The sequence below is a fragment of the Arenibacterium halophilum genome (assembly GCF_005938225.1).
Classification (GTDB): Bacteria; Pseudomonadota; Alphaproteobacteria; order Rhodobacterales; family Rhodobacteraceae; genus Arenibacterium; species Arenibacterium halophilum.
Genome location: NZ_VCPC01000007.1, coordinates 29602 through 55209 on the forward strand (window position 1 = coordinate 29602; position 25608 = coordinate 55209).

Annotated in this window: 19 protein-coding genes; 10 read left to right on the forward strand and 9 right to left on the reverse strand. The window is 61.9% G+C overall.

The features are described from left to right. Window positions 1–217: 217 nt before the first annotated feature. The 8 genes from FGK64_RS20840 to FGK64_RS20875 all read left to right on the forward strand — a co-directional run bounded on the left by FGK64_RS20840 (window position 218) and on the right by FGK64_RS20875 (window position 5399). Window positions 218–532, forward strand: coding sequence for a hypothetical protein (locus FGK64_RS20840; protein ID WP_229804748.1), 315 nt, complete (start codon window positions 218–220; stop codon window positions 530–532). Further along, window positions 529–915, forward strand: coding sequence for a hypothetical protein (locus FGK64_RS20845; RefSeq protein WP_088623893.1), 387 nt, complete (start codon window positions 529–531; stop codon window positions 913–915). Before FGK64_RS20840 ends, FGK64_RS20845 begins: the two co-directional genes overlap by 4 nt. After that, a complete protein-coding gene (locus tag FGK64_RS20850; RefSeq protein ID WP_246057850.1) occupies window positions 912–1385 on the forward strand; it encodes a hypothetical protein in 474 nt (157 codons plus the stop codon). Before FGK64_RS20845 ends, FGK64_RS20850 begins: the two co-directional genes overlap by 4 nt. Window positions 1386–1621: 236 nt before the next feature. Continuing rightward, window positions 1622–2257 carry a transglutaminase-like domain-containing protein gene (locus tag FGK64_RS20855; RefSeq protein ID WP_246057851.1) on the forward strand — a complete coding sequence of 212 codons (636 nt, stop codon included), beginning with the start codon at window positions 1622–1624 and terminating at the stop codon, window positions 2255–2257. A 150-nt stretch (window positions 2258–2407) separates the two neighbouring features. Further along, window positions 2408–2899 carry a hypothetical protein gene (locus FGK64_RS20860; protein ID WP_138865806.1) on the forward strand — a complete coding sequence of 164 codons (492 nt, stop codon included), beginning with the start codon at window positions 2408–2410 and terminating at the stop codon, window positions 2897–2899. A gap of 82 nt (window positions 2900–2981) precedes the next feature. Beyond that, on the forward strand, window positions 2982–4052 hold the full coding sequence (gene hflK, locus FGK64_RS20865) for an FtsH protease activity modulator HflK (protein WP_138865807.1): 1071 nt from the start codon (window positions 2982–2984) through the stop codon (window positions 4050–4052). Beyond that, a complete protein-coding gene (gene hflC, locus FGK64_RS20870; RefSeq protein WP_138865808.1) occupies window positions 4049–5068 on the forward strand; it encodes a protease modulator HflC in 1020 nt (339 codons plus the stop codon). Before hflK ends, hflC begins: the two co-directional genes overlap by 4 nt. A gap of 19 nt (window positions 5069–5087) precedes the next feature. After that, a complete protein-coding gene (locus FGK64_RS20875) occupies window positions 5088–5399 on the forward strand; it encodes a hypothetical protein (protein ID WP_138865809.1) in 312 nt (103 codons plus the stop codon). A gap of 161 nt (window positions 5400–5560) precedes the next feature. On the opposite strand, the gene FGK64_RS20880 is transcribed toward FGK64_RS20875, so the two are convergent. The 9 genes from FGK64_RS20880 to FGK64_RS20915 all read right to left on the reverse strand — a co-directional run bounded on the left by FGK64_RS20880 (window position 5561) and on the right by FGK64_RS20915 (window position 21358). Continuing rightward, window positions 5561–7342, reverse strand: coding sequence for an SLC13 family permease (locus FGK64_RS20880; protein ID WP_138865810.1), 1782 nt, complete (start codon window positions 7340–7342; stop codon window positions 5561–5563). Window positions 7343–7476: 134 nt separating this feature from the next. Further along, window positions 7477–8349, reverse strand: a complete 873-nt coding sequence (locus tag FGK64_RS20885) for a transglutaminase family protein (RefSeq protein ID WP_138865811.1) — start codon at window positions 8347–8349, stop codon at window positions 7477–7479. Between the two features lie 72 nt (window positions 8350–8421). Next, entirely contained in the window at window positions 8422–17040 is an 8619-nt protein-coding gene (locus FGK64_RS20890) for a glycoside hydrolase family 94 protein (RefSeq protein WP_246057852.1), read from the reverse strand. Window positions 17041–17136: 96 nt separating this feature from the next. Then, window positions 17137–17268: a hypothetical protein gene (locus FGK64_RS22785; protein ID WP_255418378.1), complete on the reverse strand. Its 132-nt coding sequence runs from the start codon at window positions 17266–17268 to the stop codon at window positions 17137–17139. A 433-nt stretch (window positions 17269–17701) separates the two neighbouring features. Continuing rightward, a complete protein-coding gene (locus tag FGK64_RS22640; RefSeq protein ID WP_246057853.1) occupies window positions 17702–17881 on the reverse strand; it encodes a hypothetical protein in 180 nt (59 codons plus the stop codon). An 81-nt stretch (window positions 17882–17962) separates the two neighbouring features. Further along, window positions 17963–18646, reverse strand: a complete 684-nt coding sequence (locus FGK64_RS20900; protein ID WP_138865813.1) for an IS6 family transposase — start codon at window positions 18644–18646, stop codon at window positions 17963–17965. Between the two features lie 146 nt (window positions 18647–18792). Continuing rightward, window positions 18793–19710 carry a nucleotidyl transferase AbiEii/AbiGii toxin family protein gene (locus tag FGK64_RS20905; protein ID WP_138865814.1) on the reverse strand — a complete coding sequence of 306 codons (918 nt, stop codon included), beginning with the start codon at window positions 19708–19710 and terminating at the stop codon, window positions 18793–18795. Beyond that, window positions 19700–20530 carry a type IV toxin-antitoxin system AbiEi family antitoxin domain-containing protein gene (locus tag FGK64_RS20910; RefSeq protein WP_138865815.1) on the reverse strand — a complete coding sequence of 277 codons (831 nt, stop codon included), beginning with the start codon at window positions 20528–20530 and terminating at the stop codon, window positions 19700–19702. Before FGK64_RS20910 ends, FGK64_RS20905 begins: the two co-directional genes overlap by 11 nt. A gap of 246 nt (window positions 20531–20776) precedes the next feature. Further along, entirely contained in the window at window positions 20777–21358 is a 582-nt protein-coding gene (locus tag FGK64_RS20915) for a plasmid pRiA4b ORF-3 family protein (protein ID WP_246057854.1), read from the reverse strand. A gap of 416 nt (window positions 21359–21774) precedes the next feature. Between FGK64_RS20915 and FGK64_RS20920 the strand changes: the two genes are divergently transcribed. Continuing rightward, window positions 21775–24303 carry a tellurite resistance TerB family protein gene (locus FGK64_RS20920; protein ID WP_138865817.1) on the forward strand — a complete coding sequence of 843 codons (2529 nt, stop codon included), beginning with the start codon at window positions 21775–21777 and terminating at the stop codon, window positions 24301–24303. Next, a complete protein-coding gene (locus tag FGK64_RS20925; protein ID WP_138865818.1) occupies window positions 24296–25603 on the forward strand; it encodes an ATP-binding protein in 1308 nt (435 codons plus the stop codon). The genes FGK64_RS20920 and FGK64_RS20925 overlap by 8 nt, the downstream gene beginning before the upstream one ends. Window positions 25604–25608 lie beyond the last annotated feature (5 nt).

The window sequence follows — 25608 nt, forward strand, 5'->3', positions numbered from 1 at the left end:
TACGCGCAGGGCGGTCTCCCCGCCCTTACACAGGTCAGTGCGGACGACTGCCCACTCGGGAAGGTAGCCGGTTCGGTGCCCAAGACTAACATGCGTCAGCACCAGTCGGACGATCCCGAGGTACAAGACACTAAATCGTTCGACTGGTCCGTCCCGGACTCCAAGGGGCCGTCAACAGTGGTGAGCGACGGATCTGCCAACATCGCGGAGACCAGGGATGAACATGCGGTCGACCAGATCGACGGTGACATTTTCGAACCCGTTCGCGTTGCCGGGATACCCAGGCAATTTGCCCCCGGGCGACTACGAGGTTCTTGTCGAAGAAGAGCTTCTACAAGGGCTCAGCTTCGAGGCGTATCGCCGGACCGCGACCTACCTGACGGTGCGCGGAAGGGGCGGTCATGCGGGACGGACAGAGTTACGGGCGATTTCCGACAGCGACCTGAAAGAGGCGCTGAGCCGGGATCGGGCCGCGACTGAGAAGAACAATCACGGCGAGGCGGCGCCTTCTCCGCAGGAGGACTTGAAATGAATACTCCCGAATGGCTCAAGCCCGGCATCTATGGTGCGGTGATCGGTGCGGTTTTCGTCGGCGTGGTCGGTTTTACCTGGGGCGGCTGGGTGACCGGCGGAACCGCGCATGACAGGGCAATGGCGATGTCCCAGGACGATGTCGTCGCTTCCATGGTGCCGGTCTGCCTTGAGATGGCACAGTCTGACCCAGCACGGGCCGAAAAGCTTGAAACGATCCGGGCCGCCTCGACCTATCAGCGGCGCGATGCCCTGATGGAGGCGGGCTGGGCGACGGTGCCTGGAACAGATGCTCCGAACCGCGATATCGCGCAGGCCTGCCTCGCAGCCCTTGATGTTGACTCGTTGCCGGAGCGCCCGGAAAGCGCGGTCGATGAAGGATGAACCGCGCCATGCCGATAGCTTCACCCGAGACCACCGACCTCGAACGGCGTGTGCTGGCTCATGAACGGATCCTGCAAGCTCTGATCGCCTACATGGCCCGTACCGAGCCGCGTTTCGTGGACCACCTTCGAGAACGCTTCGTCGAGCCGATGAGTATGGCCAGGCACGAACACGACCACCGCGAAACCGACGACTACGCGGCAGAATTCATTCGCGCCGTGATGCTCCTCGGAGAAGTGCGCGTGCCAAAGGCGAAGGAGCCGGAAATGACCGACATGAAACCCGTGCCGCCGAAAAGCAGAGGAGCACAAGATTCTTCCATGAACCGGCCGACGCAGCGCAGTGGGGTTCAGGTGAGCGAAAGAAACGGCATCTGGGAAGTGCAGGTCGACGGCAAGTTCCGCGGCGACTACCACCAGAAGGAACATGCTCTTGCCGCTGCGGCCTTGCACAAATTGTCGCCCCGATGACCGTTAGTACTCATCCGACAGTCCCACAGGACTTCTCGATCCAGGTGGCCGAGAACGAAGGCATGCCATCGAGATCGAACTCCAGAGGCTCCCCGCCACTGCCCGCTCGACGGTTGAACGGAACGCTGACGCTAGGGTTATCGAAGACCCGCGCGGCAACCCGCGGACTCTGGTCCGTCAAGGAGAAAGCGGCGATGAGGCAACCTCTGGCGAGCCTGATTGCGACTACGGCAGCTATGGCCGGTGTGATCGCGTCATTCGCCTTCCCCGTGCTTGCGCAGGATGGCATCTTCCGCGACACGGGCCAGCCTGATCCCACGATGCCCGGCGCGCGGCAGCACGCGGTTCAGGATCCTCCTTTCGAGACGCTCGTGTTTTTGCAGGGCAGCCGGTATTGCGACACCGACCTTCTGTCGGAGGAGGCGTGGCGCCTTTTCGAGACCACGGACCCCGGATGGTCACGCGTCCAGGCGATCTGCGATTTCGTGCATGGGCATGTCCGTTTCGACTATATGCAGGCGAATGCGACCCGCACAGCCTCTCAGACGCTTGCCGGCCGGGCCGGTGTGTGCCGTGATTTTGCGCATCTCGCCATCGCCTTCTGCCGATGCATGAACATTCCGGCCCGCTACTGCACGGGCTATCTGAGCGATATTGGCGAGCCCGAGCCCTATCCGCCCGGAGATTTCGCGGCCTGGATGGAAGTCTTTCTCGAGGGTCGCTGGTGGGTCTTCGATCCGCGCAACAACACACGGCGCACCGCGAGGATCCTGATCGCGCGCGGCCGGGATGCCGCGGATGTGCCTTTGACGCAGACCTTCGGGCCAAGCACGCTGTTGGAGTTCCGGGTCTGGACCGATCAATTGACCTGATCGGGCCTCAATCCAAGTGGTCGGCCATCAGGCGATCACGGCTCTGATCCTCTCTGAGGCGAGGCTCTGGATTTGCAGGTCTTCCAACGCAGGGGAGGCCGCTGGCGGAACATGAGATCACCGAATTGACCGTAAACAAGGAGGACGCAGATGGAACACCCCAAACTAAAGAGCGTTGCGGTGTTTTCGAGACCGTTCACTGTCCCGGGCTTTGACGAAATGCTGCCGGCCGGAACCTATGACATCGAAACCGAGCTGAGTGCGCCGCCCGATGACCGCAACCCCGATGCCTGGAAGGCCTCGGTTCTGGTAAATCTGCATCCGCGAACTTCACATCCTGGGCTGTCAAGGACCTTGATGGTTTCTCTGGCCGACCTCGATGCGGCCCAGGCAAAAGACGAACTTACCGGGAAAGAACTCACGGAGTTCTTCCTCGAAGAGATGTTGGCCGACCCGATGGTGCAGCTGGTTATGCAGGCCGACGGTGTCTCTGAAGTGCAGCTTCGGCATCTCTACTCAGGCAAACGTTCGTCTGAGGTCGGCTCTGATACCGTGACACCCATCCGTGAAGCTAGAACTCCGCAGGACAAGTCTGCGATTCAGGCTGCGGAGAACGAAGGAATGCCGCCGCGGTCAAATTGAGCCGCGCGCCGTAGTACGCACGCCGACACTTCGGCTCCCGGTCTCCCCCGAGTTGGCCGTGCTAGAAAAAGAGGAAAACACCATGACTGATCATGAGGATGACAGCCCAGAAGATCGAGGTCCTTGGAACACCCGACAGAAGCGTGCTCCACCAGAGATCGATGCTATTCTCCGCCAGGGTCGCGAACGCATGGGTGGCCTGTTGCCAGGTGGGCTGCCGCCCGCCAAGAGCATCGCGGTGGTGGGGGCCGTTGCTTTCTTCGCAGTTGTCGCCTGGTCGTCCTACTACACGGTTCCGAGTGACTCCGTTGCAGTCGTCCAGCGATTTGGAAAATACACCGCTGAGGTTCCGCCGGGGCTTCACTTCAAATTTCCGCTTGGAATCGATGTGGTCACTCTGGTTCCCGTGAAACGTCAGCTGAAACAGGAATTCGGCTTCACAACGCCGGGCGCGAGTGACCCGTTTCAAAGTCCGGTCGATGGCCGTCGCGAAACCGAGATGGTAACCGGCGATCTGAACGCCGCTCTCGTGGAGTGGGTGGTGCAATACCGGATTTCGGAGCCGCTGAAATTCCTCTTCGAGGTGCGTCAGCCGGGCGCGACGCTTCGTTATGTTTCCGAGTCTGTTATGCGTGAGGTGGTTGGCGACCGCACGGTCGACGAGGTCATCACCATAGGCCGACAGGAGATCGAAAGCGAAGCTCTTCTGAAGATGCAGGCGCTGACGACCAAGTACGCGATGGGGATCAGCATCGATCAGGTGCAGCTCAAGAACATCAACCCGCCCGAACCGGTTCAGGCCTCCTTCAATGAGGTTAATCAGGCCCAGCAGGAGAAGGAGCGCCTGATCAACGAAGCGCGTCGCGAATACAACAAAGTCATTCCACTGGCCGAGGGCGAGAAAGACCAGCGCATCCGCGAGGCCGATGGCTATCGCCTGAAACGCATAAACGAGGCTGAAGGCGACGCCGCACGGTTCACCGCGCTTCTGGCCGAATACGTGAAGGCGCCCGAAGTCACGAGACGGCGCATCTATATCGAGACCCTGCAGGATGTGCTGCCAGGGATCGGGTCGAAGATCATCGTCGATGGCTCGACCGCGAGCATTCTCCCGCTTCTGACGCTCGACCGGGCCCGGGAGGATCAACCATGAAGTTGAAATCTGGCATTCTTGCAGGTCTCGCCTTTGCGGTTGTCGTGACCGCCCCGGGCGCCTTCTACACCGTTGGCGAGGTCGAACAGGCGATCATTACGCAATTCGGCAAACCCGTTGGAGAACCGATCACGACAGCCGGCCTCAAGCTGAAACTCCCCTTTATTCAGGAGGTCAATCGGATCGATCGCCGGGTTCTCGAGTGGGACGGCAACCCTTCGGACATGCCAACCAAGGATAAGCTCTATATATCCGTGGACTTGTTCGCCCGTTGGAAAATTACAGATCCGTTGCAGTATTTCCTGCGCCTGCGCGACGAGCGCAGCGCGCAATCGCGGCTCGACGACATTCTGGGCAGCGAGACCCGCAATGCCGTCGCCAAGCACGAGCTGATCGAGATCATTCGAACAACGAAAGGCAGGGTGCCGCTGCGGGACACGCTCCTGACGGATGAAGAGCGCGCGCAGGACATCGGTGCGCTGGTCCCCATACAAAAGGGCCGGGCAATGGTGGAGCAGGAGATCTTCGCGGCTGCCGCAGAGAAGGTCCGTGTCTTCGGGATAGAACTCCTCGACATCCGCTTCAAGCGGATCAACTACAACGAAAGCGTGCGTCCGAAGATCTATGATCGCATGATCTCGGAGCGACGACAGATCGCCGAGCGTTTCCTGTCCGAAGGCAATGGCGAAGCCGCGCGTATCCGCGGCAACCGCGTGCGCGACCTGAACAAGATCCAATCCGAAGCCTACCGGGAGGTGGAAGAAATCCGGGGCCTGGCAGATGCCTCGGCGGCGGACATCTATGCAAGAGCCTACAACATCACTCCCGAGGCCGCTGAATTCTACGCGTTCACGCGAACCATGCAGGCCTACAAGGATATGATCTCGGGCGGAACGACACTTGTTCTCACGACCGACAGCGATCTCTTCGGATACCTGAGGGCAATGGAAGGAGAAACGTCAGGCACAGGGGCTGACCCTGCCCGTGCAGGGGCCGAAGCGTTGGTCGAACGATGATACCAGGGAGACAATAGCGATGACCGACGATCCGGTTGACCTCGATACAAGGCGAAGCGCCGAAGGCCGGATCGCGGCCGACATCCGGCGACACTCCCTGAAGGATTTCGAAGCCGATCAAAGAGCGCTCCGTTTGCGGCAGGAAGAACTTGAAGTACAGCTCCTCGCCCAACCTGCCGCCAACTGGCACGAGGCAGCGCTCAAAGCGCAGTATCTGATACGGCGCTACTCGGAAACCGCCGAAGCCAGTGATGCCCGGCGACAGGAACTCATCGAGCGCACGCTTGGTGATCTGGCACGGCTGATCGAAGAGGATGGGGCAGGTCAATGACCAAGCTCGTGGATCAGGACAATGGGCCTGCGCGGGCCATCGACGATGTACCGAAAGAACATCTCTGACTCAATTGCGGCACTCCGCTTCCGAGCGAAGGTTTCTTGCTATAGCTCTTGACTCTTCTGGGACCATCCAAGACGGCGCCTTCATCACTTGTCTCAGAAAGGAAAGAACACCGGAATTGTCAGAACTGCGGCGGCTCCCACGATGATGTTCATAGGAAGGCCGATCTTAATGAAGTCCGTGAACTTGTAGTTGCCCGCACCATAGACCAGTGTGTTGGTCTGATAGCCGATCGGGGTCGCGAAGCTTGCGCTCGCTCCGAACATGACTGCGACAACGAAGGGGCGCGGATCAACCCCGATCTGGACCGCCAGTCCGATCGCCAGAGGGGTCACGACGACCGCGACCGCACTGTTGGTGACCGCCTCCGTCAAGGTCGAAGCGAGCAGATAGACCGCGGCCAGGGCGATGATCGGGGGCATGTCCGCAAGCGGCGGGGCAATGGCACCGACGATCAAGGCAATCGCGCCCGAGTGCTGCAGCCCCGCACCGACCACCAGCATCGAGAAGATCAGAACGAGCACGCCCGCGTCGATGGAACTCCAGGCCTCATCGTTGTCGATGCAGCGCAGGACGAGGATGAAGGCCACGGCGACGAGGGAAACAAGGCTGATGTCCGCCACACCGATGGCGGCCAGGGCCACCACCGCAAACAGCGCCGCAAGCGCGAGCGGGGCCTTGCCGCGTCGAAAGGGGCGCCCTCCGGCCATCGTGACGCCAGCCAGGTCCCCGGCCTCGATCAGGCGGTCGTAGCTTTCGTCGGTTCCCTCCAGTAGCAGTTTGTCCGCTGGTCTGAGGAGCGTGGTCGAGAGGTCGGGGCCAAGGCTTTCCCCATGGCGATGTGCGCCCAGGACACGCATGCCATACCTGAACCCGATGGTCAGTTGCGCGATCCGTACACCGCGGCTGCGATGCGATAGTGTGACGATCGCCTCTGCGACTGTGGTTTCTACGTTTTCCCTGGCTGTCGGTCCTTGACGCAGTCCGACATCCCATCCTTTCCTGTTTCTTAGCGTCAGAAGTTCGGAGGTTCGGATGACCGCGATCAGCCGGTCTCCAGCGACGAGGATGTGATCGAGCACATCGTCACGCCTAACCTCTGCACCGGAACGTATTCCGACCACCGTCACTCCCGGACGGGTCAGATCGTCGATATCGCCCAAGGAGTGGCCCAGCCCCCAGTAATCATCCTTTGGGCGCAACTCGGTCAGGAAATCCGCCTCACCTGCCGCACCCAGATCCGTCTGATCCTTGCGGTTGGGAAGCAGAAGCGGTCCGAGTAGCAGCAGGGTCAATCCGCCGGTAGCCGCGGCCGCCAGACCGACCGGTGTGATTTCCAGAATTGAGAAGGGCGCCAGCCCGATCTCTCTGGCAACGCCATCGACCAGCAGATTGGTCGAGGTTCCGATCAGCGTGCAGGTCCCGCCGAGCACCGCCATGTAAGAGAGCGGGATCAACAGACGCGTCGCTGCGACGCCGAGGCTTTGGGCCAGTCGTATGGCGACCGGGATCAGTACCAGCACGACAGGTGTGTTGTTCATGAGCGCCGAGGCCACGAGGGTCGAAGCCAGAAACACGCCGGTAGCCGCAATGGGACGCTGGCCGGCGGCGGCGACGACACGATTTGCCAGTGCATCGAGCAGCCCGGTGCGCACGAGGGCGCCGCTGAGGATAAACATCGCGGCGATCGTGATCGGTGCGGGATTCGAAAAAACCGACAGAACAGTGTCTTGAGGCACCAGTCCAAAAACGACAAACAATGCCGCGACCGCTGCGGCCGTCACCTCGGGGGCGAACCGCTCGTAAAGGAAACCTGCGAAGAGAACCAAGAGAAGCGCGAGCGCAAGATAAGGCTCATAGGGGATCAGATGTGTCATTCCGGGTTCTCCAGTGGATTGACGGCGGAGGAGGTTCTGACGTCGCGCAATATGTGGTCCGTCGTTCTGGCTCTGCTCCAAAAACCGGCGCAGGGCGCTCCTGGATCGGCTGCCACGGATCGGATTTGCAGCAGTCATTGTTTGATTGCCGCGTGGCGCACCTCTACCGTCAAGCTTAGCAGAGCGTTTCCCGGCCCCGTGAAGCTCCCGGCGACCGGGACGACCTGATGAATGCCGCGGGCTACGGCGACGGGAATGAGGTTCTTTGATCCGACGCTTTGGTTCGTCGGGTCGAACGCGACCCACCCGGCACCGGGAATGAAGACTTCGGCCCAAGCATGGGTAGAACCCGCCCCTTCGGACCCGACAAGGCGCGTTTCGGGATCAAAGAGGTAGCCGGAAACGATGCGGACCCCGAAGCTGAGCATGCGCGCGGCTTCGGCAAACAACACCGCAAAGTCACGGCATGAGCCCCAACCGCGGGAAAGTGTTTCCAGCGGCGACTGTGTCCCTTCCATCTCTCGCCCCTGATATGCGATCTGCGTCGACACCCCGTTGGCGATATCCTTGAGCAGAGACAACGTATCCGTGGGGCGCTTAAGGATGAAGGCCTCGACCCAGCTGGAAAACTTGCCGTCAGGGTCGGGATATTGTGGTGCCGTCAGGGCGCCGAGGTCGGCCCAATCGTCGCCTGAATAAAGGAAGGGAAAGCTGATTGCCTCCGCCGCTATGGCGAATACCGGCCAGACCGCGGCGGTCAGATCGACCGTTGCACGGCTTTCGATGATCAGATGGTCGCTTGGCTGATTAAACTGTGCCGTGGCGACCGCATTGCCCGCAACGTCATGGGCCCAGGTGATATCGGCATGGGGCGTGAGGGTGATCTCATGCGACACCAGCCGCAGGTCCCGGGCTTCGCGCGGGCGCAGCATCATCCGATGAGGTCCAAGCAGAACGGGTTCGCCGTAGCGGTATTCGGTCTTGTGATAGGTCGTCAGCGTGGTCACGTTAGGTGCCTTTCGGCTGCAATGCGGTCACCCGGCGTCGGGTCGATTGAGTGGCGACGGTTGGTCAAGCGGTCAGTCGGGCGGGATCGGGAGCGCAGAACTGTCGATTTCGGCTGCCGTCTCGGTCGACACAAGGGGGCCGAGAGCCAGGTTCAGGTCGTGAGATCCGCCGTCGAGCGGCAGGAACACCACAGGCCCGGCCATAATGGGGTGGCCATCCAGCGTCGCCCTCGGATGATCCGCTCTCTCGATCTGGACCCTGCACGACGTGCCCGCCACCCTCAGCGTCATGGAAAACCCCGGCCAGTCGGGTGGTATGGTGGGGGCGATCCGCAGGTGGTCGCCGGTCCGGGTCACGCCGAGGATGCCTTCGACGGCCGCGCGGTGCATCCACGCGGCCGAGCCCGTGTACCAGCTCCAGCCGCCGCGTCCGATATGCGGTGCAACGGAATAGACATCGGCGGCCACGGCGTAGGGTTCTGTCCTGTAGCGCTGTACGTCCTCAGGCGTCCGGGCGTGATTGATCGGATTGAGCATCGCGAAAAGCTCCGCAGCGCGCGCTCCATTCCCCAGTTGCGCCCAGGCCAGAATGGCCCACATCGCGGCATGGCTGTACTGCCCGCCATTCTCGCGCAGCCCCGGCGGATAGCCGGCGATGTAGCCCGGATCCTGCGAGCCCGAGTCGGGACCGATCCCGAAGGGCGGCGTGAACAGCCGCGCCAGATCGTTTTCGCGATCGACCAGAAGGCTGTCGACGGACTCCATCGCGCGCCGCGCGCGGTCGGGATCTGCCTGTCCGGACAACACCGCCCAGCTTTGCGGGATCGAGTCGATGCAACAGGCCGGAGAGCCGGCCGCTCCCAGCCATGTTCCGTCATCGAAGGTCGCGCGGCGGTACCAGTCCCCATCCCAGGCATGGGTCTCCATGGAGAGGCGCAGCGTTTCGGCCTGCTCGCGCCAGCGCTGTGCCCGAGCCGGATCGCGCTTTTCCGCAAGCGGCACGAAGGCGCCGAGCGTCTGCAGCAGCAGCCAGCCCAGCCAGACGCTTTCGCCGCGGCCGGCGGCGCCGACGCGGTTCATCCCGTCGTTCCAGTCACCACTGCCGATGAGCGGCAGGCCGTGCCGCCCGGTCGGGCTTAGTGCCCGGTCCAGCCCCAGGGCGCAGTGATCGAAGAGCGACGCGCCGAGGTCCGCATCGTCGGGCAGGAAGAACGCGTCGTGCTCGGTCTCTCCGAGGCGATGTCCTTCGAGGAAGGGCACCTGTTCGTCCAGTATCGCCCTATCGCCCGTACTCGTCACATAGGCGGCGACAGCATGACCGAGCCAAACGCAATCGTCGGAAATACGCGTCCGCACCCCCTGGCCGGTGTGCGGCAGCCACCAGTGCTGCACATCGCCTTCCGGGAACTGGCGGGCGGCGACCCGCAGCAGATGCGCGCGGGTGCGGTCGGGGCGCGTCAGCATGAAGGCCATGTTGTCCTGCAGCTGGTCGCGGAACCCGTAGGCGCCGCTTGCCTGGTAGAAGGCCGCACGCGCCTCGATCCGGCAGGCGAGCGCCTGATAGGGCAGCCAGCCGTTGACCATGATATCCATCGCCCGGTCCGGCGTCTCGATCCGGAGATCGCCCAGCGTGTCGTCCCAATAGGTCTGTACTGCGGCCAGTTCGGCCTGCATGTCGGCGGACCGCAGCTTTCTCAGCAGGGGCACGACCGCCGCCGCGTCTGCGCATTGGCCGAGGAGATGGACGAGCTCAATGCTCTCGCCAGGGGCCAGGGTCAGGGTCTTCATCATCGCGAGGCAGGGATCGAGCCCCGCTCCGACCCGCCCCGACATGACGGCGCCCCGGCGTAGTGCGGCGGGATCGGCATGGCTGCCGCCCGAGCCCAGAAATTCGGTGCGATCTCCTGTCCAGGCCTCGGCCGGACCGGAAGGCGCGCTGAGCGCCGCGAACATCACCCGGCCGGGAAAGGCGGTGTTCCACGGACTCTGAACCAGAAGCGCGCCGGTTTCCGGCTCGTGCGAGGTCACGAGGAACGGGGCCGAGGCGGCGCGCGATTGACCCATGACGGGTTCGCTATAGGCGACGACGCTCAACCTCCGGGGCTGCGTCCCGTTATTGCGCAGGAACAGCCGCGAGACCCTGACCGGATCGGCGCGCGGCACGAACTGGACCAATTCGCAGTCGATGCCATTCGCCTGGTGCTCGAACCGGCTGTAGCCGAAGCCGTGGCGCACGATGTGCGGACCGGCCCCTGCAGAAAGCGGCAGAGGGCGCGCAGTCGGTGAAAACAACACGCCGCTGTCGTCGTCTCGGATGTAGATTGCCTCGCCCGGAGGGTCTGCCACAGCATCATTGGACCAGGGCGTTAGCTGGTTGTCGCGGCTGTTCTCGGCCCAGGTAAAACCGCTGCCGCTGGCCGACACCTGGAATCCGAAGTCCGGATTGGCGATCACGTTGATCCATGGGGCAGGCGTGCTGTCCGGTGGGCCAAGGCGGATGACATATTCTCGTCCCTCCCGGTCGAACCCGCCTGTGCCATTGTAGAACTCGAGGTTCGGGCGGTCGGATGGCGGCCTGGCCTCGTCCCGCTGCGGGGCGGTTCTGTCACGTCTGTTCGCGCGCAGTCGGAGCGCATTGGCGGGTTGCGGGGTGGGGCCAATCTGTCGCGTGTCTGCGGTCATGGTGTCAGCCGTAACAGGATCGGCAAGAAGGGCGTCGAGCTGTTCGCCGATCATGCCGCGCCGGGCCAGCATCACAACCCGCGCCGCAGCCAGGAGAAGCGCTCGCGTATCTGGTGCGATCAGGTCGGAGCGCAGCGCAAACACGGCGCCCCGGGCCGGTCGCGTGTCGTCGCCGGGACGGGAATGGCTGCTGCGCAAGGCGATGTCGATGGCGGTCTGCAGATCCTTGACATAGGAGGCCGGGTGCTCGTTGAGGATCACCAGATCGACCGCAAGCTGCCTTCCCAGCCAGTACTCATGGGCCTGTAGCAAGGCACGAACCTGTCCGATATCGGCGGGATCGTCGATGCGCAGCACCACGATCGGCAAATCGCCGGAAATCGCGAGCGGCCAAAGGCCGGATTGACGTCCGGCGCCCCGTAACAAGGTGGCAGACGGCAGGCGGAATCGGCGATCATGATAGAGGACAGGGGCGGCGAGGCGTTGGAAGTCGGCGGCTTCGGTCGGCGAGATGCCTAGATGGCGCAGTTGCACCTGAGCCTGGGTCCAGGCCAGGGTCCGTGCGCGGTCATAGGCGCTGCGGTCGTGATGCCGGTCGATCAGATCCATCAGCGCTTCGCGGCTGTCGGCAGCCACCATCCAGACCAGGATCCGTGCGGTGCGCCCAGGCGCGATCAGGAGCCGGTTGCGCAGTGCGAAAACCGGATCCAACACCGTGCCCGTGGTTCCGGCGAGAGGCGCCGGATCGGTTATGGCGCGCGGCTGGGCCTGGTCATGATCGCGGCCGAAAGCGCCGTTGCGATCACTGTCATATTGCAGCGGCGCGACGGTCGTCCCCTCGACCACGGAGAACTGCGCCACCCAGATTTCCGGTTCCTCCGGGCTGCGCCGCCTGCGCCATGCAATCAACGCGCCGTATTCGGGCAGGAACTCGGTCTGAACGAACATCCGCGAGAAGGCCGGGTGCGCCTGCTCGGAGGCCGGATCCGCCAGCGTCAATTCGACGTAGGAGGTTACATCCAGTTCCCGGGGTTTGCGCCCGCCATTGGTCACCGACAGGCGTCGCACCTCCGCATCCGCCTCGCCCGAGACGAGAATATCCAGCACCGCTTCGAGCTGGCCGGTCCGGGCGGTGAAGGTCGCGTGATCCTCGAAGAACTGCACGTCCTGCGCGTCGGCGGTATCAGGCGCGCCAGGTCCGAACCTCTGGTCAGAGCCGTCCGAGAGATTCCGGATGTGGAGGATGGCGCCATGCGGATCCCGGGTCGCGTCCTCGCGCCAGCGGGTGAGCGCAATATCGCCCCAGCGGCTGTAACTCCCGCCCGTGGCGGTCAGCATAACCGCGTAGCGTCCATTCGACATGAGATGGGTGACCGGGGGGCCGCCCGGGCGGCCGGCAATCCGGCGGCCCCGGTCCGCTTCGGACGGCGTCGGACCGCCGGGCCTGGCGTCCTCAAGCGGCGGCAAGGCGCGGTCGATATCGCGCGGCAGCCGTTCCTGGAGCAGCAGTTCGCTGGCATGGATCATCGGTTCATGGTGGAACCTCTGGCGCATCAGGCCGCCGGTCAGGGCGTTGGCGATGGCCACGATGGTCATCCCCTGATGATGGGCCATGTAGCTTTGCACCACGGCAACGCGGCGGCCCGGCAGCACACGGTCGGGGGTGAAGTCGAGTGCTTCATAGAAGCCACAGAGCCCAAGCCCACCTATAGCCTCCAGGTCCTCGTAGTTCCGCCGTGCAGCACCGGGATTCAGCATCGCGGCCAGCCCGGTCGCATAGGGCGCGATCACCAGATCCCCGGCAAGTCCGCGCTTGAGCCCAAGCCCGGGCACACCGAAGGTGGAATACTGGTAGTTGAAATCCACATCCCGTGCGTTGAAGCCGGATTCCGAAATGCCCCAAGGGACGCCTTGCGCCCGTCCGTAGGCGATCTGTCTCTCGACGACCAGTCGACAGGTGTGACCCAGCTGACCGCCTTCGGGTTCTTGCATCACCAGTCCAGGCATCAGGTATTCGAACATCGAGCCGGCCCAGGAGACGAGAACGGCGCCGCCACGGGTTGCGGTGACCGTCCGCCCCAGACGGAACCAGTGACGTAGCGGCAGATCCTGTTTGGCGACGGCGAAGAGACTGGCCAGACGCGCCTCGGAGGCCAGGAGGTCATAGCAGGACGGATCGAGACTGTTCTCGTGGACCGAGTAGCCGATGGACAGCAGCTTGCGCTCGGGGTCGAGCAGGAAGCCGAAATCCATGTCCACTGCGAGCCCGCGGGCCTGCGCCCCCAGCCGACGCAATTCCGCGGCCAGAGCGGCATGGTCGGCCTCAGTTGACGCGGCATCTGTCGCGGCTTCGGCCAAGCCGGCGCGAAGCAAGGACAGCCATCGGGGCGCATGCGGGGGCATAGCCGCCGGAGGCGGAGTGGCGTGTTCGGCCTTGGCCGCCAGGCGTTGCAGGAAGGGCCAGTTCACTTCAGCCTGTTTCAGGCCATCGCGCAGCGATCCGATCGCCTCGGAGCAGGAGTCACTGAGCGGGGACATTAACCGCTCTGCGTCACGCTCCACCAGGTCAAGAAGATCGGTCAGCCCCTGAGATCTCTGACGTGGCGTCGCGCCGGAATGCGCGGCCCAGTCCTCGCAGGCGTTGGCCAGTGCGATCAGGTGGCCGGCCAGATTGCCGCTGTCCACCGACGAGACATAGGGCGGGTCGAGAACCCTGCCGTCTCGCGTGTCGTACCAGTTGTAGAAATGCCCCTTTACCCGCGGCAGCGCTTGCATCGTGCCAAGGGTCGCGGCAATCCGGCTGGCCGCCTGACGCAGGCCGATCCAGCCGAAATCGCGGGCTGTGACAGTGGACAGAAGATAAAGCCCCATATTTGTGGGCGAAGTTCTGTGCGCGAGCGTCGCGTGTGGCTGCTCCTGAAAGTTGTCGGGGGGCAGATGGCTGTCTTCTGGCGTGACGAAGGTCTCGAAATAGTGCCATGTCCTGCGTGCGATCAGGCGCAGTTCCTGGGCGTCCTGCGGGGTAAGGGCGGCGTCGGGTTGTGCGCGGGAAGGCTGACTGACCCGAAAGGCGATGAGCGGCGCGGCAAGCCAGAGGGCTGCAAAGGGCAGGATCAGGGGGAGCGCACCGGGGGCGGCCAAGCCGGCCAGGCCTGTGGTCGACAGTCCCAGCAGGATCCCCGGCGCCATGGCACGGGAAAATCCCCGCAGATCGGGGCGCGGAGCGGCCGAGACCGAGGCCGCCGTGGTCCATTCCAGGAGATGCCGCCGTGAAACCGTCAATCGCCAGAGTGTGCGGGCGATGGCATCGAGCGCGCGCCAGGCGGCGTCGGCGAGAAAGCTGACCGCCAGCCCGGTTTGCAGCACGGCAAGCGACAGGTCTTCCTGCATCAGGCGCAGGTGGTTGCCCATGTGAAGGCGGCGCTGATGCGGAACTGCGGAAAGGGCTGCGTGCAGGAAAGCGGGCAGGCTCATGGCGACCAGCGCAAGAGCCGTCGCCAGCAAGGCCGCCGGGCCAGGCAGAAGCCACCCCAGTGTCAACAGGACAAGCGTGGCCGGGGCCAACAACGAGCGGCGCAACGTGTCCAGCACCTTGACCCGTCCCAGCGCGCCCAGCCCGCCTTCCCGGCCAAGCCAGGGCAGGAGTTGCCAGTCGCCGCGACACCAGCGATGGATGCGCCGCGCAGCGAGGTCCTGTCGGTCGGGGAAGGACTCGATTAGTTCCACGTCCGAGACGAGCCCGGCCCGGGCGAAGATGCCTTCAAGCAGGTCATGGCTGAGAAGGGCGTTTTCGGGCACGCGCCCGGCCATCGCCGCCTGGAAGACATCGACGTCGTAGATGCCCTTGCCGGTAAAGGAGCCCTCGCCGAAGAGATCCTGATAGACGTCCGACGCAGCAGCAGCATATGGATCCATCCCGCCCGGACCCGAGGTCGCGCGCTGAAATGCCGTGCCGTGCCGTTCCGGTGTCAGGGCGGGGGTGATCCTCGGCTGTAGAATGGCGTGACCGGCACTGACCCGGCTGAGGGCCGTATCGAAGATCGGCTGGTTCAGCGGGTGCGCCATCTTGCCGATCAGCCGCAAGGCCGCGTCACGCGGCATCCGGGTGTCGGAATCGAGCGTCAGGACGTAGCGCACCCCGGGGGGCACGGCCGGCACATGACCGTCTGCCGTGCGGTATTCGGTATCATCAGCACCGCGCAACAGACGGTTGAGTTCGTGCAGCTTGCCGCGCTTGCGTTCCCATCCCATCCAAATCTGTTCGGCGGCGTTGTAACGGCGGTCACGATGCAGGTGCAGAAAGCGGGCACCGGCGGGACCCGCGCCGTAGATCCGGTTCAGTCGGGCAATCTCGTCGTCGATCAAGGCAACCAGCGGCGCATCCTCCGGCATGTGCTGTCTGGGGGCGTCCAGCCCATCGGTCAGGATGGCAAAGGTCACGTCGCCTTGGGCGCCCGAGAGATAATGAACCTCCAGCCCTTCGAGCTGTTCGCTCAGGTCTGCGCCATTTGTCAGCATTGTCGGAACAACCACGAGCGTGCGCAGTGAAGACGGCACGCCGCTCTCAAGCGCCAGTCCCGGCAGTGCCGTGGCAGGTACGGTCCAGGCCACCATGCGATCAACGATAAGTTGAGCGACGGCACTGGCCGGGATGACCGCTGCGAGAAACCAGAGCGCGAGCACAGTCCACGACGCGGATGGGCCGGAAAGGGCCACCAGACTCCATGCGCTCAGCGCGAGCAGCCCAAGAGTGACACAAAGAATGCTGCCAAGGTATCCTGCGAGACCGGGTCGGACCTGCGGGCGATGCCGTCCCCTGTAACGATAGCCGATCTGGCGCTCGAAGGCCGCCCGGCCCTCGGCGAGGAGATGCCAGCCCGGATCGCTCCTGCGCAGGATTTCCGCCTCGGAAATCAGGTCGCCATCCGCTTCCGGCGCAGCCCCCGCCGTCGCCAGCACCTGCTCGGCCAGATCCAATTCGCTGTAGTCACTGTGACGAGCGAGATCCTCGAGGGCATCGCGATAGAGGTTGCGGCTGGCGAAATCCATCGCGGAAAATCCCGGATGCTCCCGCAGCTTCGCATCGACCAGGCTGACACTTTCAAAGAGCTCTGGCCAGTCCGTCTCTGCGATCGTGCGCAGGCTGGTGATGACGTTTCGAACCGTGACGTTCGAGGCGCCCTGACGCTCCTGTGCATGCCGGACCGCCAGGTCGACATTCGACCCCTGCTTGGCCAGCCGATCCTCCAGCCAGCCGATGGCCGGGGTCGTGACAGGGTCGCAGTCGCGTAGCCGTTTCGCCAACTGGGCGGCAAAGATCTCAGAAAGTGGCTCGGACGCGCCAATATCTGCAGGCATCCCGGTCTGGTCGGCCTCCAGGAGCCGATCTGCAAGGGTATCCGCCGAGAGGCGCATCCTGTGACCGAAGGTGATCTGGTCGGCCAACCGCCGCAGGTTTTCCAGAAGGACGAGGCGGAGCGTTATCGGAACCGCCCAGAGCTCCCCTATGGTCAGGGGCTGGAACTGATGATAGGCGCGCAGAAAGCGGGACAGTGCGGGGGCGTCGAGATGGCTGTCCGTATGGGCGACATAGGCCCAGATCAATTCGAACACTCGCGGATAGCCGTGAAACGGCCCTTGGGCGAGTTTCGGCAGAAGCCTGTAGTAGCTGGGCGGCAAATCCGTACGGCAGTCGCGCACCTGCGCCTCGACCCTGTGAAAATTGTCCACCAGCCATTGGGCGGCGGGGACAATAGGTTTTCCCGACGCCAACTCTGAGAGACAGGCCTTGCGAGTGGCCCTCAGAGCCGTCGCATTGTCGTCCAGTCGCTGGCGCAGTGATGCGACACGCGGTGAAGAGGCGCAGATACGCTGCACCTCGGCCAGGCTGGCGGCGTGTTGCTCCAGCCTTTCGATACCGAAAAGCTCCGCGCGCACCGGCGCGACGCTCTTCCAGGGTGAGGTGCGGGTGCCGCGGAGGTTGAGTCGAGGTAGCGTCCAGGCCCTCATGCTAGAATCCTGTCGGCAAGCGGGCAATTTTTCCGACTTGCCGCATGGATGCACGCTCTGCGGCCAGGCCCAGGCGATCACACAAGAAGAGTTGGGTCAGGCCTTTTTCCCCTTCGGCTTTGTGTCGATCGTCAGGCCCTTGCTGAAGGAGGGCGCCGGAACCGGTTCAGCCTTCTTCTGCTTCGGCTTCTTGTCTTCTCGGCCGCGACGGCTTTTGCCCTTCGCCATGGTGTTCTCCTAAGTGGCTTGTGTACGTGGAAAATTCTCTCGCCTCGATGAGGCGAAGACCGCATGCGTCGCGGGCTAGGATTCCGAGGGCCACGCAGGTCCGCATCGGTGCAATTTGAGAGTATCGCCGAGGTCGGCCGCTTCCATGCTGATCCAGATCAGCGTTCAACGAGGAGTTTTTCTGCTGCGTGTTCCTCTCGCAGCGAGACCGGTTTTCAGTCGTGCCGAATTACCGGGGTGGGGAAATCGGCCTGGCGCATGTCGCCTCCGGCGGACGGTCGTCACGATCACTGCGGCCAATTTCGTTCCCGGGCCGCCCCTGAACGCAGAAGACATGGATCGCCGTGGCCTTCTCCCAAAAGGTTCGTTCGGCATGCATCACGCGCGGTGTCGCGGTCGGAAAGGTCACGCCCTCGATCAGCCCGTTCGCGTCTCAGGCGACGCCCCGCAGGCGCGCCGGTTCGCCCGTCGACCTCGCGCCGAATTCCAGCATGACGCTGGGGGCGACATAGCCTGAGCCAGAAAAGGCGGCCTCGTAATCGATGAAAAGCTTGTCGCCATCTGTCCGTGTCGAGGCGGGGAGCCCCTGCGCTGCAATGGCGTCTTGAATCAAGGGCTGCGTCGTTTCGACGACCCATTTCGGTTCCGTCGCAGATTTTTTCTGAATGCGGAATAGCTCAGCCGCAGGGCAGACTTATGCTGCGAGCCCGGCGAAGATCTGGAAAGCCGTTTCCCCGTTGGCCAGGATCTGCCCCTTGCGGATCATGTGAGCCGTCTCGATCCCGGCGATGGTGGCTGCGGCCGAGTGAACGGCCTTGAACCCCATCATCGGGCCGGTAATCCGCTTGATGAAGCGGTGATCCTGCTCGACAATGTTGTTCAGGTATTTGACCTGCCGGATTTCTATGGTGCGACCGCTGCCGGTGAATTTCAGGATCGTGTTCACCGCCTGAAGCCCTCCCAGATTGGCACCACTTTTGTCTATGACGACGCGCTCGGGCACGCCATTGGCGCTTATCGCCCGCCTGAAGAAGCTCCGCGCGGCGAGCAGATCGCGCCGCTCGGAGAGCATGAAGTCTAGAGTTTGGCCGTCACGATCCACAGCGCGGTAGAGATAGGTCCAACGGCCCTTCACCTTGATGTATGTCTCGTCCATCCGCCAGGATGGGGCGGTCCGCCGCTTCTTCGCTTGCGCCCGAGCTGCGATCAGCGGAGCGAACTTTACCACCCAACGGTTCAGCGTGGCATGGTCGACCTTCACCTCACGTTCGGCTAGGATCTCCTCCAGGTCGCGGTAGGAAACGGCGTAGCGGAGGTAGAAAAAGACCGCGTGCAGGATCACCGATTTCGGATAATGCACGCCCTTGAACTCGATCACGCCAATCGCCTCTCACCAACTCCCTTACAACGCTGGAATATCATGCGCGCCCCGAAAGTCGAAAGTTTGCGACAGTACCAAAAAAGGTCACAAGGCATTCTTCGTAGTCGGGGTCGTTCTCGAAATCAGTCATCCCTGATCCATCTTCAGCCGAGGAGCTTCTCCAGCTCTTCCCCTTGGGCGGAATGCTTCTTGGGGTTTTCTGCTGTCAGCTTGTTCACGTTGATGAGCTTCCATCGGACCGCTGGAAGCTCGGCCGCTTGAGGGCGGTCGATCGCGTCGAAGTCCGGATCGCCGTCATGCAGGGTTCGCAGAAACCTCTTCGCGCCCTCATCCAAGCGGGATTGGATATCACCGATCAGGCGGTCGCGCGTTGAGACCAATTCCGCAAGGTCGACCGCTCCCTTCGTCATGCCCTCGAATTCCCGGGCATAGGGCTGATCCAGATCGATCAGGTTTGGGTTCAGAAGTTCGTGCGGCGGGCGGGGTGAACTCGCAACGTAGATCAGAAAAGTGCGGAACAACTCGTCCGTGAAGCCTTCATTCTCGTAGAGCAGCTTGACGTCGTAAAGGTCTCGCGGATGCTGGCGATCAAGGGCCGCATGGAGCTTGCCGCCGAACAAATCCTCGAAGGATACGATGTTCATCGTCGCATATCCGAACGCCTCCTCGACGGCTTCGGAGACTTCGCGTTGTTCCGGATCATGCACGACGCCCCGGGTGACGGGGGAAGTTTCGATCTTGATTTCGGCTGTGCCGAGGCGGGCGAGCGCACGCGTGGCGCCGCCGCCACCGCCGGCAATGCGCTGCGCTTTGGCGCCGGTGATTCCGCTTTCGATGGCGGCGGCAATCCGGTCCATCGCGTCGTTGATCTCGACGAGGCTTTCGGCGCGGTCCTTGACAGGCAGATAGGTCAAATCGATATCGACCGAGAGGCGCGGAAGGTCGCGATAGAAGAGGTTGATGGCCGTCCCACCCTTGAGCGCAAATATTTTCTCCTTTGCGACATACGGCAGTATCCGCACGAGCAGCGCCACTTGGGCGGCATAGTCCTCACGCGCCATGACCACGTTCCTTTCCTACAAACTCTTCGGGCACCATGATCCTGTAGCGCGGATGTATCTTGCCGCCTTTGACCAATGCGCGATCGCCGCTGCCGAGGTCGAACTCTTCCGGATCGAGTCGCTTGCGCCAGGCATGGTCGTGGCGGTCGGCGAACACGAAGAACAGGCGTTTGACCTTGATCTTCTTGCAACTTCTGAGCAGTGCCGAGAGGGTTCTTGGGCGCAACGTCGTCAGGCTTTCGAACACCATGTCGAGGTTGTGAAAGCTCTCCGGATCCGGCAACTCGTCCAGCGCCTCAAAGATCGCGCGTTCCGGCGAGGACATCACCAGTTTCCAGTCCCATGGCAGGGACGATGCTGTCTCGTTGAGATTATTTCGCGCGTCATTGACGCCAAACTCTGGATCGGAGAACAGCGATACGCTGCGTGTGCGGAGTTCGGCGTTGAGCGGCAGCTTTTCGAGCCAGTTGGGAATTTTTGACCCGTAGAGCCAGACTGTGCTCTTGTCGCCGAGTGAGAGATAGTGCGCATAGCCTTGCAGGTCCAATGCCGTCGCCCCCCCGACATGGACAGGGTAGTGCATGACGTGCTGGAGCGAGAGCAGGCAGGTCTTCCAATCGAGCGTATTCGTGGTGGCGCTGCCTGGTGAGGGACGGCGGAAGACGCCGCGTCCAAGGCGTTCTAGCCAGCCGCGTTGGACATAGGCGTACGACGAACGCCGGCCTATCCCGTGGTGCTCCAGCCAGGCGGAGTCCACGAGGAACCCCGTGGGGACAGCCTCAAGAAGGCTCTTTAGTTTTTCGTGTTCTTGTCCACTCATGGGCGACATAATGATGTATTTTTAAAGATGCCGCCACTTGTTTCTGTGATAACCTGTGAGATAGTCCGTCAAGGATCGACAAATTCTGGAATTTTCAAAGAGACTGGTGGTTGTCAGCTCTGAAGCTCACCAGCAAAGCAGGGCGTGGATGCCCTCGGAGGGCTGAGAAGACATCCGGCCATTCGGATCGAACAGTCGAAGCTATGTGCCCCTGTCGAAGCCGCTGCGCCAAACCAGAGTCAGGTTTCACTTTCGATTGTGGCGTTCTTTTGCCCATACAAACATCGCACCGACGGCAGCATTGGCTTGCTGCACGCTGAACACTTCCGGTTCGAACGCGCCCGCCCATTGCTTTGTATCGCGATGTTCCGGGTGGTGTTTGTCGGTCAGCGCGTCGAGAAACTCTTCGTAAGAGTAGGGTCCTCCACAGTCCTCTGGCGGGCAGGCTCGCTCTCCGTCAACACAGGCGGGAAAGTCCAGATCTGGTCTTCCGGTTGGTTTGCTAATCTTCTCAACGGTGACGAGATGCCGCCAGCCATCGCCGAAATCATAAGTGTATGTGAACTGACTGCCTTTCTTGACCAGCTTTCCAAGAGTAAACCTCTTCTCGTCCTTCCGCCCATCGGTAGGGTCCCAGCTGTCGTCACTTTCGTCGCGGGCCTCGAACCTGTCTTCGCCAATCTCGAACTCATGCAAATGATAGTCTTGCCAAGGCATAGCGCCCTGGAGAACGGAATGCAGGATGTCCAAGCTGATGTCATTCGGCACGAGGATACGGCGCCAGATGGGTGGTTTGATGCCAACCAGTTCGATTTTCAGCTCAATCAAAGTGTGTTCCGCCTGTCTCAATGGCCCTGCCGTTGAAGTAACTTTTGATTTTTAAGTTGAAGCATTCAAGGGGAACATTGGCCCCTCCTGCCCTTTGGCCAGGACCGCGCCCTACTCGGTCGGCTGCGCGCAGCCGCCCTCCCCGAGCTGAAACGCCGCCTCTCCCTGCGACGTGCCGCTGGCCCGGCCGTCTCCTCCGGAGCCAGCCCGACCAGCCGTCGCATGGTCGTGGCAACGCTTCATCTCGGCCGTTCCGGTTACGGTCACTGGGGCGGGGGTGTGCCCTCAACGGTGCGAACAGATGTATGTGGCCATCGGCCCAATCAAGCATAATGCATGGGAAGTGCTTCAACCATGACGTTAGTCGTTGCAAAGATGGCTGTGCAAAATAGTGTGGTTCGGAGAGGGTTCCGATAATGTCTTCAATAATCAAGTTTTTCCGAATTACATTCTTTCTCGTCCTATATTTTTTCTTATGCATGGTCGTGGTGACCACAATGCTTCAGGGTTGGCCGATTGGCGGCCAGATGTTGTTTGCATTTGGTGTTCCCGTCATTCTGGTCTGGTGGCAAGAAAAACGGAGATCGCGGAAAGTCGCTGCAAAGGCGCAAGCTGAGGGGAGTTCCGAAAATCTACCCCCCCGACCTGAGCCGGTGCCGCGCCCAAGTGCCTACGACAAGCGTATCGAGCGTGAGCGCGAACGAACTCGCGAAGCCAACGCGTCCATACAGCCGGCTGCCGTGCAGGCTTACTCCCCACCAAAGCAGGACTACGCTGAAATCGTTCGGGCTGGAAAGTCTGCGGCGCCGGCACTTGCCGCGGCCGCTGAACGAAATCAGCCCTCGCGAATGGCATCGAGCGTATCGTCCCGACCAACGAAAAGCGGGTGGGTCCCGTCTAGCGAAACAGCTAGCGTGGCCGGCCGCAACATCGGCGGGATGGTCTATGTCGGCACGCCCCCCTTGCTGAACACCTACGGGTATCGTGACAAATGCCGAGCCTATATCGATCCGTCCCTGTCGGTCGCGCGCTCTGGAGCCGACAAAGCTGGAGAAGGTATGCCCTACTGGCCTGGGTACTCGGATATCTCACCTCAGTGCCGGGCGACCTACCTCGACTGGTTGGCCAGCGGGCGAAACGATGCCTCCTACAACCCCGGCTACATGTTCCTGTACTTCTACGGGCTAGAGCGTCGCTTCTTCGTTGATCAGTCCAATGAAGACGCAAAGGATATCGTCCAGGAAGTTCGGCGGCTGCAGTCACTTTACCCTGACAACCACTCCGTCAGGCGCTATTTGGGTGAGTTCCTCGACATAGCGATGCTTGCCGAAACCGACCTCGACGCTATCGAGCCAATTTTCGAGAAACAGGGCTGGGAAATTCCGTTCTCACTCAAATACGCAATCGGAGGTCGGATCGACAAAGGCGAGAACCTTACAGCTGACTGGTTGCTGAGTTGGTTCATCTGCCATCCCGAAACAAATCTGAGAACTCCCGCGACGCGGTGCCGTGACGAGTTCGTCGTTCTTTTCCGTATGCGGTTTGATCGGCGTTTTCCTGATGGGCTCAAAGTAACCAAACCCCGGAAATCACTCACGGCATCCTATCGAGCCGCTTCCAGCGAGTTTCAGGGGTCCGCCAACCCAACCGTCGACGGCAAGCCGATCCCGGATATTTCCGGCCTGCGCAAGCCGGTCGAGATTGCCCAGGAGTTGGCTGACGAGGTGATGAACGATCTCGACAAGCTCAGTCGCTTCCTGGGCCGAAATCCTGATGGTCGCGGAAGCGTGGAAGCGCATGCCTTGCTGCCCTCTGAACTATGGGATGTTTTCCCATCAGAGGAAATGGACCGCTTGAAGTCTTGGGCAAGCGATATCGTCGATCGCGGGGGATTGGCGCCGCTTGAGGAGGTGATCGGGCGTCTGGAGGGAGAAACGAATGAGAAGATCGGGAAACGGCAGATGACAGGAGCGGCCGACGCGCTCGCTCGCCTTGGTTTCGGTCTGGCGCCCGACCCTAGGTTTGCGCTCCGGTCGCCCAAGGCGGAGGAGCCTGTTGTGCTGTTTCGACTGGGCGAACCCATCGAAAGACTGGAGGAAGTTTCCGACAGCTATCGAAGCGCCTTGATCGAATTGGCACTTGGGTCGTTCGTCGCCCATGCGGATGGTCGCATCGCGGAGCCTGAACGCAGGGCGTTGGAAGAGCAAATTGCTGCCGCGTCCCTCAGCGATCAGGAACGCTGCAGGCTGCGTGCAAACCTTGAATGGTTCCTGGCCGTGCCACCGGACATGACGCTTCTGCGGCGCAAACTGAAGGAGGTGGGCCAAGACAGCCAGGCCGCTATGCGGGCAGCGCTGGTCGGTGCAGCACATGCCGATGGCATTATTCACTCCGACGAAGTCGCAAGCATTGAGAAGATCTACAAGGCTTTGGGCCTTGATCCTGCGCTAGCCTACTCCGACCTGCATGCTGGCGAAGTTGCGGATGGTCCTCGCACTGTTCGTGCGTCGCAACCGGGTCGCCCGGGCGAAGCGATACCCGCGCTTGAAAAGGCCAGCGGACCCAAACTCGACGCTTCGCGGATCGCAGCAATCCGTTCGGACACCGAGCGCGTGTCGTCCGTACTCGGTCAGATTTTCGATGTCGAAGAGGAAGAAAACAGTGCCTCCGGGCCTGCCAGCCAAAGCCAGCTGGCAGGGCTTGACCAGAAACACGGCGCCCTTGTCCTCGAACTTCTGACTCGGGAGCATTGGTCTGAGACCGAGCTCGAGACGATCTGCGCCTCGCATGGCTTGATGGCGTCCGGGGCTTTGGAAGTCGTGAATGAATGGGCTTTTGAATCCTACGATGAAGCGCTTCTCGACGAGTATGATGGATATGACGTGTCTCTGGAGATTGCGGAGGCGGTAAGAGAAAAGATGAGTGTGGAGGGCAGGGATGTCTAAGTTGAAACCACGTGAACGCGATGCAATCGTACAGGCGCTTCGGGCCGGGGTCGTGCCCAAGCTCGGTTTGCGCCATATTCAGGTTGGCCGCGTCCGAGAGATTGAAGAGCTCGTCAAGGACATGGACCGGATATCCGATGGCGGATCGGCGATCCGGTTCATCATCGGGGAATACGGATCGGGCAAGACGTTCTTCATGAACCTGATCCGCCTCGTGGCTCTGGAGAAAGGATTGGTCGTGATGTTTGCGGATCTGGCGCCAGATCGGCGCATTCACGCGACCGGCGGACAAGCTCGGGGGCTGTATGCCGAGATGGCCCGAAACCTCTCGACGCGGACAAAGCCCGATGGTGGGGCATTGGCCAGCGTGGTGGAGCGTTTTGTCAGCCAGGCTCACCGAGACGCTGAAGAACGGGATTTGCCAACAGGGTCTGTCATCCGTGAACGCCTTGGCCACTTCGAAGAACTTACCGGGGGGTTTGAGTTCGCTGAAGTCATCCGTCGATATTGGGAAGGCCATGAAACAGGCGACGACGAGCTGAAATCCGCAGCCCTGAGATGGCTGCGCGGTGAATTCGCGACACGCACCGACGCGCGCAAAGCACTTGGTGTGCGAACGATCATCGACGACGCCAGTGTCTATGACCATCTGAAGCTTATGTCGGCATTCGTGTGCGAGGCCGGGTATAAAGGATTGCTGGTCGGCCTCGACGAGATGGTGAACCTCTACAAGCTCACCTCGTCGCAGGCCCGCAATGCAAACTACGAACAGATCCTCCGGATCCTGAATGATGTGCTGCAAGGTAGTGCCGAGAACCTCGGATTCCTCATGGGCGGGACCCCGGAGTTTCTGATGAACACCCGTCGAGGGCTCTACAGTTATGAAGCCCTCCAGTCGCGTTTGGCCGAGAACACCTTCGCGCGAGAGGGATTGATCGACCTTTCAGGACCGGTTGTCCGGCTGGCCAGTCTGACCCCTGAAGACCTCTTCGTTCTTTTGGCCAATGTCCGGCGGATCATGCAGGAGGATGCCGGAGCTTTACCGGACGACGCGCTCGAGGCCTTCATGGCGCATTGCTCGGACCGGATCGGTGAAGCTTACTTCCGCACGCCGCGCAACACGGTGACCGCATTCGTGAACTTGCTTTCCGTGCTTGAGCAAAACCCCGGTGTCGAGTGGAGCGATCTGATCGAAAAGATCGAAGTTTCCGAAGACCTCGGCGAAGACATGACCGAGGTAGACGAGTCGACTGGCGCACAAGACCCCGGTGACGATGACCTGATCAGCTTCAAGCTCTGACGCTG

Excerpts from the sequence above, each read along its gene's own strand:
- FGK64_RS20850 (WP_246057850.1), top strand. The coding sequence starts at position 912 with ATGAACCGCGCCATGCCGATAGCTTCACCCGAGACCACCGACCTCGAA.
- FGK64_RS20855 (WP_246057851.1), top strand. The coding sequence starts at position 1,622 with ATGGCCGGTGTGATCGCGTCATTCGCCTTCCCCGTGCTTGCGCAGGAT.
- hflK (WP_138865807.1), top strand. The coding sequence starts at position 2,982 with ATGACTGATCATGAGGATGACAGCCCAGAAGATCGAGGTCCTTGGAAC.
- FGK64_RS20860 (WP_138865806.1), top strand. The coding sequence starts at position 2,408 with ATGGAACACCCCAAACTAAAGAGCGTTGCGGTGTTTTCGAGACCGTTC.
- FGK64_RS20840 (WP_229804748.1), top strand. The coding sequence starts at position 218 with ATGAACATGCGGTCGACCAGATCGACGGTGACATTTTCGAACCCGTTC.
- FGK64_RS20925 (WP_138865818.1), top strand. The coding sequence starts at position 24,296 with ATGTCTAAGTTGAAACCACGTGAACGCGATGCAATCGTACAGGCGCTT.
- FGK64_RS20880 (WP_138865810.1), bottom strand. The coding sequence starts at position 7,342 with ATGACACATCTGATCCCCTATGAGCCTTATCTTGCGCTCGCGCTTCTC.
- FGK64_RS20905 (WP_138865814.1), bottom strand. The coding sequence starts at position 19,710 with ATGGCGCGTGAGGACTATGCCGCCCAAGTGGCGCTGCTCGTGCGGATA.
- hflC (WP_138865808.1), top strand. The coding sequence starts at position 4,049 with ATGAAGTTGAAATCTGGCATTCTTGCAGGTCTCGCCTTTGCGGTTGTC.
- FGK64_RS20910 (WP_138865815.1), bottom strand. The coding sequence starts at position 20,530 with ATGAGTGGACAAGAACACGAAAAACTAAAGAGCCTTCTTGAGGCTGTC.
- FGK64_RS20845 (WP_088623893.1), top strand. The coding sequence starts at position 529 with ATGAATACTCCCGAATGGCTCAAGCCCGGCATCTATGGTGCGGTGATC.
- FGK64_RS22785 (WP_255418378.1), bottom strand. The coding sequence starts at position 17,268 with ATGGCGAAGGGCAAAAGCCGTCGCGGCCGAGAAGACAAGAAGCCGAAG.
- FGK64_RS20890 (WP_246057852.1), bottom strand. The coding sequence starts at position 17,040 with ATGAGGGCCTGGACGCTACCTCGACTCAACCTCCGCGGCACCCGCACC.
- FGK64_RS20920 (WP_138865817.1), top strand. The coding sequence starts at position 21,775 with ATGTCTTCAATAATCAAGTTTTTCCGAATTACATTCTTTCTCGTCCTA.
- FGK64_RS20875 (WP_138865809.1), top strand. The coding sequence starts at position 5,088 with ATGACCGACGATCCGGTTGACCTCGATACAAGGCGAAGCGCCGAAGGC.